8 protein-coding genes are annotated in these 12,078 nt (G+C 37.4%); 2 read left to right on the forward strand and 6 right to left on the reverse strand.

Translation table 11 applies throughout. The features are described from left to right. Positions 1-60 precede the first annotated feature (60 nt). Genes ACGH80_RS10615 through ACGH80_RS10640 form a run of 6 tightly spaced genes read right to left on the reverse strand, consistent with a single transcriptional unit; the run spans position 61 to position 8,527 of the window. Entirely contained in the window at positions 61-246 is a 186-nt protein-coding gene (locus tag ACGH80_RS10615; RefSeq protein ID WP_296302064.1) for a hypothetical protein, read from the reverse strand. An 18-nt stretch (positions 247-264) separates the two neighbouring features. Then, positions 265-1,089 (reverse strand): DUF6708 domain-containing protein, encoded by an 825-nt coding sequence (locus tag ACGH80_RS10620; protein ID WP_411631119.1) that lies wholly within the window; start codon positions 1,087-1,089, stop codon positions 265-267. Positions 1,090-1,105: 16 nt separating this feature from the next. Then, positions 1,106-5,119: a toxin VasX gene (locus tag ACGH80_RS10625; protein ID WP_411631120.1), complete on the reverse strand. Its 4,014-nt coding sequence runs from the start codon at positions 5,117-5,119 to the stop codon at positions 1,106-1,108. 22 nt (positions 5,120-5,141) lie between these two features. Next, positions 5,142-6,071 (reverse strand): hypothetical protein, encoded by a 930-nt coding sequence (locus tag ACGH80_RS10630; protein ID WP_411631122.1) that lies wholly within the window; start codon positions 6,069-6,071, stop codon positions 5,142-5,144. Positions 6,072-6,073: 2 nt separating this feature from the next. Continuing rightward, on the reverse strand, positions 6,074-6,412 hold the full coding sequence (locus ACGH80_RS10635) for a DUF2345 domain-containing protein (RefSeq protein WP_411631126.1): 339 nt from the start codon (positions 6,410-6,412) through the stop codon (positions 6,074-6,076). Between the two features lie 9 nt (positions 6,413-6,421). Then, positions 6,422-8,527, reverse strand: a complete 2,106-nt coding sequence (locus ACGH80_RS10640) for a type VI secretion system Vgr family protein (RefSeq protein WP_174798983.1) — start codon at positions 8,525-8,527, stop codon at positions 6,422-6,424. Positions 8,528-9,261: 734 nt separating this feature from the next. On the opposite strand from ACGH80_RS10640, the gene adhP reads away from it, so the two are divergent. Both adhP and ACGH80_RS10650 read left to right on the forward strand, forming a co-directional pair. Next, positions 9,262-10,296, forward strand: coding sequence for an alcohol dehydrogenase AdhP (gene adhP / locus ACGH80_RS10645; protein ID WP_174798984.1), 1,035 nt, complete (start codon positions 9,262-9,264; stop codon positions 10,294-10,296). 185 nt (positions 10,297-10,481) lie between these two features. Further along, complete coding sequence (locus tag ACGH80_RS10650) at positions 10,482-11,933, forward strand: APC family permease (protein ID WP_411631124.1); 1,452 nt, start codon at positions 10,482-10,484, stop codon at positions 11,931-11,933. The last annotated feature ends 145 nt before the right edge of the window (positions 11,934-12,078 follow it).

Genomic DNA, 12,078 nt, shown 5'->3' on the forward strand with positions numbered 1-12,078 from the left:
AAACGAACATTCAATGATGATTTTAAACATCAAATGGTCAGTCTTTATCAACATGGTAAATCACGTAGTGAAATCGTTGCAGAATATGATTTGATAGCTACTTACTAGATCATAAGCAAAGGTGCCCGCTACCCATGTTGTGACCGTTAGGTGGCTATCTGACTGGTTAGGATCGGTTTTTTTCACTTCGATTTCTTCAATATCGGTAAAATGGGCTTGCCATAATTCTTTGCCCATTTTTGCCAAACTACAACAGCTTTTGGGCTATTCCGTTATATTGTGCCGTTGTTTAATTTCAGCTAACTCTTGTTGCGATGTGGCATTAAACGCTTCAACCATCCATTCGGGCCAGCCTTGTCCTTTAATAATTTTTTCTTTAAATTGGGTTTCTTGTTCCCATTTGTATTTGCCGTCGTTTAGGCCTGCTAATTTGTTAGCACACATAAAGTTATTGACCCAACCCCAAACCAGATAACTGCCTATGCCAGCACGTAATGGGTCTAATAATATATGGTCGATTGTTTTATGGGTATGAGGTTTGCACACCATTAATATGGTGGTATTGAGTGAAGAGCGTGAAAAGTTATGTACCACTACCCCTTGTAAATGGGCCCAGTCATATTCTTTTATGCGTTTTTTATTAGGATGCAAAAAGGTTAGCGGATTGCGTAACACTTTAAAATTAAAAAAATAACTTTCATTGATATACACTTTACCCGTTTTACGGTTAAAAATAATGGGGCTACCTCTGCGAGTGAACAAATTATGATAGATTTCGGGAATAACAAGATAAATAGCAACACAGCAAATAGTAAATGCTGATATACCTAATATGGTTATTTTTGATTCATTTTCAATATTAAATACAAAAATTAATAGTATCCATAAAATGATTGCTGGAATTAAAAAAATTAACACAATTAAATACATAAATAAATAAAAAATCTGATCAGATTTTGTTTTACGAATAAAAGCACAGTAGTTATCATTGGCATATAGAAGACGCTGATCCGCCCCCGTTAAATAGTTACCGCCTTTTTCTAAATCGCTTATCCAACCAAAAATTTGGGGTTGATATTGTGATGGCATTGTTCTGCTCCTTATTTTAAATTTTACTGTTTTTAGTCACGATTAATGGCACGTCTTCACGGTTATTGTATTGCACAATGATTTGATATTTTACAATATTAAACACACCTATCGTGCCGGCGATCCATTTATTGATAATGAGCCCATTTTGAACTGGCTTGTCGCTATTGGTTATTGTTTTATCAGTAATATGATTAGCCGATGTGGTTAAAGTAAATTCGTCTGGCTCGTCAATTTTACTATAATCGGGTATTGGGAGCCTAGTCAGTATATCGATATTACGATCATACTTTTCGAAATAGGCTTTTTTATCCGTCCAAATAAGATTTAGGTCACCATAGTTTTTGTTGATGGCTAATAACGCTATTTGTTGCGAGGTGATACGGTATTTTAGATCGATATATTTTTCGGGTAGTGGGTCTGGCTCGCTTTTTAGATTTGGGTAATCATTAATAAATAAGCGAATCATGGCGATTGCAGTTTCATTTTGATTGTATTTGGCAAAATCGGGAATATCCAAATAAAAATAGATATGCCGTTGAAATTGATTTGGGGCATCGGGCATTGGTGTTGATGTTGGTGCATGATATAGCGGTTTTAAACGAATAAAGGTTTGAATATTATAGACTATAATCGCATAGTCGTTGAGCGCTAAGCCAAAACCCGCGTGAGTGCTGTATTCATCTTCGTGATAGGCTTGATAGCCTAAATAGTCCAATTCTTCTTGCTTACCAAAGCAACAACGGTTTAACCAGTGCTGAATAGCAGTATAGTTATCGTACTTTTTACTAAACATAATCGCAATTGAACCACCAATCATTAAAATAGCCCCCACAATCACAGTTATCCATGAACCTGCTAATGCTACTATAACAGCACCACCACCTAACATAAATGCTCCTCCTACCCTCATTATGAGATAACTTTTATCCTCCATATTCATCATATCAAACGAACTTTTTAACTCGCCAATCGCTTCTAATACCGTGATTGCCGCTGTTGCTCCGGCAACGGTTTTAGAAATTATGGAATTGAACCTAAGCTTAGCTTCTATTTTTGTTACATCTTTACCTGCTTTAATCGCTTCAGCCATTTGCATATTGAGTTTGATATTTTTGTATTGGTTAGTTAAATCGATACCGGTTAGTACCAGTGACACCAGATCTTTAAGCATTTGCCCTTTTAGTTCGGTTTCACCGTTACCTTCTTTCACTTCATCCCATTCTTTAAGCATATCGCTAATGTTTATTAGGGTCAGGGTGCCTAATATACCGCTCACCGCAAGATTGATACCAAAAGTTATTTTCCCCGTTTTGACGTTTTGATTAGCGGTTTGTAAGTCTATCTCATTATAGATACGTTCTAATTCATGTTGCGCTATGTCTATTATGCCTCCTGCTTTTGATATTTTTTCGTTTATTTTAGCTTTAGCTCGCTCTAGGGCTTTATCACTGATTTTGCGTAATTTATCAGTGATTGACGCTTTGCCTTGATTGACTTTTTCTATGTTTTCAAGCAGTGTTTTTTGTTTATGGATTAATTTGAAATAATCTTTATACTTTTGCTCCATAAATTGTTTTAAGCTGTATGGGCTTAATGTGCCATTAGTGCCGTTGATAAAGTCAACAAACAAGGCTTTACTGGCTTTATCAGGAAAGCACAGGGTAAATTTCGCTTTTTGCATTTTGCCCGAGTCTGTTTTAATTGGCTTTTCATCAATATCAAAACTTTCTAAAAAGGCAAGCTCGTGCGGATGATAGACACCACGATGATAAAAACCGCGATGCATTTGGGTTAATAGATTTTGAATTTTTACGATATTTTCTGGTCTAATCTGCACGTTTATTTCAACCGGTAGTGCCCCTAGTCTGGCAAGTTCATCAAATGCATTAAGCCGCATCCAGTGCGATTTTATCGGTTTAAGTAAGGTGTCTTTAGCCAGTGTTGCCTGTTTTTTGAGTGCCGTGCGGTTAAGTAAACTTTCACTATATTTGGTTGATGCGTGAGTTTGTTGTGTTGAATTAGCAAGGTTTGATAATTCTTTATTTACTGCTTCAAGGCTTTTATTTAATTCCCTATTCTTAGTTTCATAAGCCTTTTTTTCGCGCCTGAGTTTTTCTTGTGCGACAGGATCACTCACTGGAATTTGTTTTTTTTGTTGTTCAAGCTGGTCAATTTTTTGTTTATTTTGTTCAATTTTAGCTTCTAGCTCGGCTTTGTTTTTTTCTAATACACGTTTTTTATCGTTTATATCTTTATCACCTTTTTTTTCTGCAATTGCTGTAGAAACTGTACCAATAAACTCTGTTGCTTTTGATAACCAATCCTTTGGTGTTATCAATTCGTTAGTTTTTAAGTCTACATAGACCTTTTCGTCACGATCTATTCCTTTAGAGTTGTTATATTCGGTGATGTAATAGATACTTTCAGGATTACTGAGCAGCTCATCCCATAGGGCACTGTCTTGATCGAGTTTAATTTCGGAATGAGTGGTATCGACTAAAATAGATCCAATTTCTGATGCGTGCGCCAATCGCGTCGTTTCGGTGCTAAAATCAAATTCTCGTTGCCAAAAATGATTGGTGTTAACACTTTTGGGTTTGGTTTTGCTAAATTGCGAGACCATGCCTTGTTTACCAAATAACCAACGCAAATAGGTAAAGTAGTCCTGCGACCACTCTTTATGGTAATCAACCACTTCATTATAGGCTGTTTCTAATTTCCCTTTGAAGGTATCAACTTTACCTTGATTTACACAGCTATCAAAATCATTCAGTACTTTGGTTTTATCTTCGCTCAATTTGCCGATTTTTTGGTGCATTCTCGCAGATGTTGGAATACCATTATAGCCGATGGTGTCATTGCCTGAATTTTTTACTTTTTTTATTTCTTCTTTTACGCGAGCGATTTCACGATCAAACGAAGTTACAATCGAAGTTCGGTACTGCTCCATTAGCTGTAAAATTACCCGCTTTTTAAACATGTCAGGTTGATAATAATTAAATTGATTTTTCAATACCGGGTTGATCGTCTGGATCATGTTTTTTGCTCGTTGTTCATAGATTTTCGTTGCTTTATCTAAATCGTCAAAACCATCGATTAATTCTTCTGCTAAATTCACTTCTTCTGTAGTTAATGGTTTTTCGTTAAACATATGCAGGTGCGATATCCGTTGGGTGTTAAGTTCTTCGGCGATACCGAAGGTGTCTTCTAGTACTACACCACAAGATATTGGCCTATTGCCCTGATATAGAAGGTTTGCGTGATTGGCAAATTTTTGCCTTTGGCTTTTTAAGCTGGTAAAGGGATGTGCTGATTTGAAATTCTCCAGACCTCGCTCTCCAAAACGAAACTCAAGCACTTTGCTTTTATCATTATCATCATGTTCATGACTATAACCAAAAATATCTTTAAACGGTACCGCTCGTTTGCCCGTTGCCTCAGACGGTGAGTCTTTGAGTTTTTGTATATCAATTTTGGTAAAACGCGATAACACTTGGCTATCTTGTTCTTTTAGGTAATCGTCTAGGGTCTTTTTAGGCCAAGGTTGTGAAGAATAAGCCACCCAAGCTTGCGTAAATTCCTTATTATTAAGATTAATAAACGAGGCTGGAATGGTGTGGCAAGCATCTTTACACGCCTTTGATAATGGTCTTGGCTCGGTATTAGTTAGTTCAAGGAAGTTTTTTAATCTTAGTGCGCCGTCAATGCATTCATACACATGAAGTATTCGGCTCTCAATATCATCACCTTGTTGTTGCATTACATAGACATAACCGTTACGCAAAGTGCGAAGTACATAGTCATAATATTTTAATGCTTCATCTGGCATGCGTTGTTTAAAATCTAATGTTTTAGTATAATTCGCCAGTTCTTGATAAGTCTGGTTAACCTGTTTAATTTTATTGAATTTTGTTTTTATCACGGCTTGACGCAGTAAAAAGACTGGTAATCCTGTTCGTTCACAGGCAAGGCAATGACCTGCTGCTTCATCTTTATTTTCTATGGCGGTGTTTGCTGTTTTTTTCATCTTACACTCTTTAATGCTTGTCTTATTCGTTAATAGAAAGTAATTGGCTTTCAAGGTTAATATTGGCGTCAATAATGTGTTTTGACAATGTGCTCGGTGCTTTTTGCGCTTTGGCAATTTGTTCAAGCACGTTAGGATGCTGAGTAAAAGCGGTTTGGTACCTTAAGCCATTTAATCCCCAAAATAAGATATCGGTAGCTTCAGTTAAACCTAATTGATAAGCTTGCTCAACCAGTTGCGTTGATTGCAAAATGACTTGGTTATGGAGTGGTAAATTTTTTTGCTCATCAAATTGCGTTCGATTATTTGCCCATGCCTTAACAAGGGTTCGAATCATTCTCAGTTTTTTTAAGCGCTGACAATACTGAGTGCTCCAACGGTCTGGCGTTTCAAGTTCACTATCGGCCGTGAAACGAATAAACTGCCCAGCATAAATGGACGGATAATAATAGTTTTTAATTTGAGCTAATTGCGATTTTAGCCATGCGGTGTCTTGGTTGGTAGCAACTTCGTGCAAAAATTGCATGCGAAACGGTTCAAAGAAAGGATAATAAGGCTGTTGCAATATTTTAGCGATGTTATTACCTATAGTTATCAGCTGTTTTGCCAATATCGACGGTTTAAGGGGGCTAACAATATAAGCGCAAATATAACGCTTTGACCAAAAACATTCGATTTCAGCCTGTTTACCAATTTCATCAAGGATCGGACTGTCTAAAAATTCATTGGGTTCTGCCAGTTTAATTAGTGTTGGGCATATGCTTGGATCATAATCTAAATCGGTACGTAATACCTGAGTGAGTTTATGTTCACCAAATAGTTTGTCTTCACCAAATTGATTCACTAATGAGTCGTGTGACAATGGGTTTATTGAATTAAGTGCCACTAAATTATCGACTAGTAAATAGCGATATTTGTTAAAGTTATTTTGATTATTTAATTCAGTAATCATTTTTAATCCGTTTCTGCGCAGCGTTTTACATTCAGTTCACTTGAATTTAATCTAATTGTTTTAGATTGGGTTGCCGGTCCCATCTTTTGCAATACATTACATTTAAGATAGATATTATCCTGTGTACCCAGTTCGATGCCTTCACTGCTGATTTTGATATAAGAGCCACCGCAGATGAGCGTTATTTCTTTTGCTGCTGTTATCTGCGTTTTGCCATCGACACTATCCACTTTGATATCTTGTTTGGCAGCCATATTAAGGTTAGCATTTTGGGCCTGCACCTCGATATTGCCTTGGTTGGCAAATAGTTTCATCCCTGATTTTTGGGCAAATAAACCAATCGCTTCAGCCTATGATAGGGTGATATTTTTTAAGGCGTTGATATCGGTTTGGTTTTCACTGGTTAAGGTCAGGCTGTTAGCTGTCGATAGTTGGATGTTTTCAGGGCTAGTTAGGGCGATGCCTTCTTGCGCATAGGCTAGTAAGCCACTTTGGGTTAGCTGCGTTAAGTTGGCTTTAAGTTGGTCTTGGCTGTCGGTATCGGCGCTGTGTGCCTCGGACTGGGTGGCGGCATTTTGTAGCGCTTTGGCAATGGAGAGGGCATTTTCAAGTTGGGCAATCGCTGCTTGCATATCGAGCTGTTTGCCTTGCGCTTTAGGCTGGGTTTGGGTGGTTAAATATAAGCCTCTATTGGCGGCAATCGCACCCCATTCATCGGTGCGTAGTTCAAAACCTTCACCGCGGGGTTGTTTTTTTTCGTTAACTAAGTGACCGATATTAAGTTGAGTTTTTCCGTATTCGGTAGCCAGTTTGATATGCTCTTGCCCACGTTTATCATCCATGCGCAGTTTATTATTCGCTGGGGTGCGAATGACATTGCGGTGTTTGTTGATGGTGGTAACAAGGTCGGGGTGAGCACTGTCATGCATTGCATGGGCAATATATGGTCTATCAGGATTGCCTTGCATAAAGGCGATGGCCACTTCAGTGCCGTCAATTAATGGAAAGTGAAAACCATAGGTGTTACCCGCATAAGGTTTAGCTAAACGTACCCATAAGCTTTCCGTGCCACTTTTCCACTCTTTTAAATCAAAGTTAAATTTAACCCGATATCGTCCTTGTGGGTCGATATAACCATAGGTGTCATGGTTGGGACTGGTGACACGGGCAGGTAATGTGCCACTAACTTGTGGCCAGCGGATGGGCGCAGGGCGATAGGGTTTTAAAGCTTGATAAGGAATGGCGGTAAAGGTGAGTTCATAGGCATCAGTGCGATTACCTTGCCCCTGCACACTTAAAATAATCACCCCGTCATTGATATCTGCCAGCGGACTGCCATTGATATTAATCCATTGACCGGGAGCAAGGTTATAGTGGTTACTCTTGCCTTTGAGGATAATTTTCTGGCTAATGGCCTGTTCATGGCGAATACGCGCATACCATTGGCCGCTTTCAATCTGATTATCGTGAGTGTTATTGTCATTATCACGATTATCGTCACTATTTTGCGGGTTTTCTTGTCCGTTGCTATCTAAGCCTTTATAGTGCTCGGCATAACGGTAGTCAGTGCCATAGGTGGTGCTGTCTTTGGGTTGGGTATTAATCTCGCCCTGTAAATCGGCGAGGGCATCACGGTAGTTATAGTCTTGTACCTTGACTGAGGAGACCACCACTTCGCTATGCAAGCTGATATCCCACACACTTTCAACGCCCGTATCTGCCATGCCACTGGGCAGTTTATAGTCAATATCAGCCACCTGCGCATAGCCTTGCTCATAATCACTTAACACCATCACATCACAGTGGTGCTCAGCGTGCATTTCAAAGCGAAACCAGATACCGACATCGGCCAATAAGCGTTGAATAAATTCAAGGTCACTTTCTTGCCACTGCGTAATAAACTCCCGCTCAGGGTAGCTATCTTTTAGCTCTAAACGATAATCAATGCCCGTTAAACCATGACTGCGTAGCACTTCTTCAACCACACTGACCACGCTTTGATTTTGAAATATGGCATTATGTTGCCCCACAGCCAACCGTGCTAAGCACGAGGATAACACCACTTGATAATGGGCTTCATCTTTATTGACCGATAACTGACTAAACTCAGTAATCACCCCATGCAAGGTGCGTTTATTACTCAACGTGGGCAAGTCACTTAATGAGTGGATAGCGGAAGTTAATGGTTTATTGATAACAGGATTAAAGGAGAAGGTCGATTTTTGATTAAGAAAGGAATCAGGCGATAAGGTTTTATCAGTACAGGTAAAAGTAATCACATAACGCCAAGGCTGGTTTAATGACTCATCACCATCAATATGCAAAACCGAAATCGGCGCCCCCAGCCCGTCAACCGTTAAGGTATAGCGATTATGGCTAACCCCACTCAAACCCGCCATTAAATCACTAAACCCGTCACCGAGTTGACTTAAAAGACGATTAAGTTCGTTTGACATTTTTCCTCCTTATTATTCCTAAAATTCATACCCTCTATTTTTGATTATGTTATTGGTTTATCGCGATATCATTGTTTTTATGTTGACTATTTTCAGCCTAAACGATAATTCAAACAGAGTATAAACTATTCTAACGTAAAATTTAACCTTTTTAATCAATGTCTTTGTTTAATATTAATAATTTTAGTTAGTTAAACCAGTATGTGATAGTGGCTTAACCTTTTTATTGAATAAATGATTTAAGCAACGTTATGCTTTATCGATGAAAATTTTTAACTTATTAAATTTAAAATAATTTTATGCTGAAACGGTATAGAATCCTGAATTATTTTTGCAAAAAATATAATCTAAAATATAGGTTTTGTTATTGCCTTTAGCTTGCAGTCTTAATTTATCTTCAATGGATTTTACAATTTTGACCAAACGTTTAATACCATAACAGATGATTATTTTTTCTTTATGATATCAGCGATATATTGCTTGTCTGTAATAAGGCGTTAGTTTTGTTGTTCATGTATATCTATTACAGTCGTTTCTCAAATTACTGTAAACAATGTTAGGAATTCCTACACCTCATTTTGTTAAAAAGTTTCAGGAAAGACTACGTTTTAGTATAGTTTATTAAGTAATCAATGCTATTTAATAAAATTGTGAAATAACTCAAATTTTTTAAGTGGGATTAGGTTAAAATAAAACCAATGATATTTTAATTTTAAAATTTCCTAGGAGAAAAAATGAAAGCAGCAGTTATTAAGCAAGAGTGCGATGGTCAAGTCGAAATCAAAGATATTCCTATTCGTCCTTTAGAAGCAGGGGAGGCCTTAGTTGATGTTGAATATTGTGGCCTTTGTCATACTGATCTTCATGTTGCAGCTGGCGATTTTGGTAAAAAACCAGGTCGTATTATTGGACATGAAGGTGTAGGAATTGTGATTAAAGTTGCCCCAGATGTAAAAAGCTTAAAAGTTGGTGATCGGGTTAGTATTGCTTGGTTCCATGCTGGTTGTGGTACTTGTGAATATTGTATTTCTGGGCAAGAAACGTTTTGTCGTAATGCATTAAACTCTGGATATACTGTTGATGGAGGCATGGCAGAGCAGTGCATTGTTAAAGCTGATTATGCGGTTAAAGTGCCAGAAGGGCTCGATCCAGCACAAGCAACAAGTGTAACTTGTGCTGGTGTGACTACCTATAAAGGTATTAAAGTGGCTGCTACTAACCCAGGACAATGGCTTGCAGTATTTGGGATTGGCGGTTTGGGAACACTTGCTGTTGAATATGGTAAAAAAGTGTTTAATAATAAAGTGGTTGCTATTAGTAACAGCGATAGCCAATTAGAATTATGTAAAACACTAGGTGCTGATTTGGTCGTTAATCCTAAAAAAGTTGAGGATGTGGGCGTTTATATTAAAGAACACACAGGAGGGGGAGTGCACGGTGCTGTTGTAACTTCTGTGACTAAAACAGCATTCAATCAGGCCATCAATTCAGTGCGACCTTTAGGGCGTGTGGTCGCCTTAGGTTTGCCTTCAGAAAATATGGATTTAAGTATTCCTAAAACCGTGTTAGATGGTATTCAAGTTTTAGGTTCATTGGTTGGAACTCGTGAAGATTTAGCAGAAGCATTTCAGTTTAGTGCAGAAGGAAAGGTCGTGCCGATAGTTGAAAAAAGACCGTTGGAAGATATTAATGATATGATCGACGAAATGAAAGCAGGTAAAATTCGAGGTCGTATGGTTGTTGATATGAAAATGCAGAAGTCTAAATAAATTAACCTTATTTGTAATTCAAAAAGCTGGCTATATGCTGGCTTTTTTTATAAATCAAAAAACTATTTATTTGATTTATCGAGGTTTTTATGTGAATGATGTTAATCTTTTCTTGTTTTTTATAAATAAATCCCTATCATAATCAAATTTTGCTAATTAATTTTATATGTTTCAAGAGGAACTTCATGGCAGATCATAATTTAGAGAATAACTTGCGCAAGGATCTTGGTTTAGTTTCTGCATTATCACTAGTCGTTGGAATGGTTTTAGGTGCAGGAGCTTTTATGAAACCTCCTGCTGTGTTAGAAGTTGCTGGTGATTATAATTTTGCGTTGCTAGCTTGGGTAATAGGTGGTGTATTTTCTATTTGTGGTGGTTTAACTCTTTGTGAACTAGGAGTCATGTTTCCTCGAACTGGTGGAATGTTAGTATATTTAGAAAAAATCTATGGTGCGAAAGTTTCTCACCTTTATGGTTGGATGATAACTGTCTTATTTGCGCCTTCACTTATTGGAGCACTAGTCGGATATTTTAGCTCAGTATTTTGCTTATTATTTCATATCAATGATGCTTATCGAATGGCTGTGAGTGCTGGCGTTTTAGTGTTTATTGCAACAATCAATGCAGTAGGTGTTAAAAAAGCAGGTTATTTGCAAACTATTGCCACTATATGCAAACTTATTCCAATACTATTATTAGCTATATTTGGATTATGGAAAGGTAGTGGACAAATGGTATTGTTCAGTGCTAGTGGGCAAGGGATTGAAAGCTATGCGCCTTTCGCTGTCGCTATTTTAGCTACGTTATTTGCGTATGACGGTTGGGCGCAGGTCGCATCGGTAGCTGGTGAAATTCGTAATCCGTCGAAAGTTTTACCCCGAGCCATAATTTTAGGCATAATCTTCCTTGTTATAGTTTATGCCTGTATTAATATTGCATTATTCAAAATTTTTCCTGTTAAAGAAATGGTATCACTAGGACATGATACTTCAGCGGTTGCTTCACAGCGGATGTTTGGGCATTTTGGTGGTAATTTAGTTGCAGTTGGTATTATGATTTCCATCTTAGGCGGCATTAATGGCTATATTATGACGCTATCTCGCACAATTTTTAGTATGGGAGAACGAGGGACTATCATTGGTGCACGTTATTTAAGTACTATTGATGAAGAAAGTCGCTCACCAATTAATGCGATTATCGTTTTAGTTATTTTTTCTTTCCTTTATTCAGTGTTACTCGATGCTGATCGTCTATCTGAAATATCGATGTTTTCCATATGGGTATTTTATTTATTAACTTTCATTGGTGTAATAATTGCTCGAAGAAAATACCCGAATGTGACTAGAACTTATAAAGTAATTGGTTATCCGATTATTCCTATCATCGCTATGTTAGGTGCAATATATGTTATTTACGGAATGTTAATTTATCAAACCGTAAATGGTATAGCTTCAATAGTGGTCACCTTAATTGGTTTGCCTGTGTATTACTATTATCATATAAGAAATAAAAATAAAGCGCTATCACTTGGTGAAATGAAAAAATATGATACTAGCACTAAATATATGATCGTTACGGTTTCAATAAGTATCATTTTGGGATTAATTGTTTATGGTTATATCGTTAGTGGCAAATGATAAGAATAGGGAGTGTTGATCTTTCGTGATTATTTTTTATACGGCATGATGTGAGTTATAATAACTCTGCCAAAAACAACCATAACTCGATTCATCATGCCAAGAACAATGCTAACAGATAAACGGTGGGAAAAGCTACTACAAA

The organism is Gilliamella sp. BG1, assembly GCF_046635625.1.
Lineage (GTDB): Bacteria > Pseudomonadota > Gammaproteobacteria > Enterobacterales > Orbaceae > Gilliamella > Gilliamella bombi.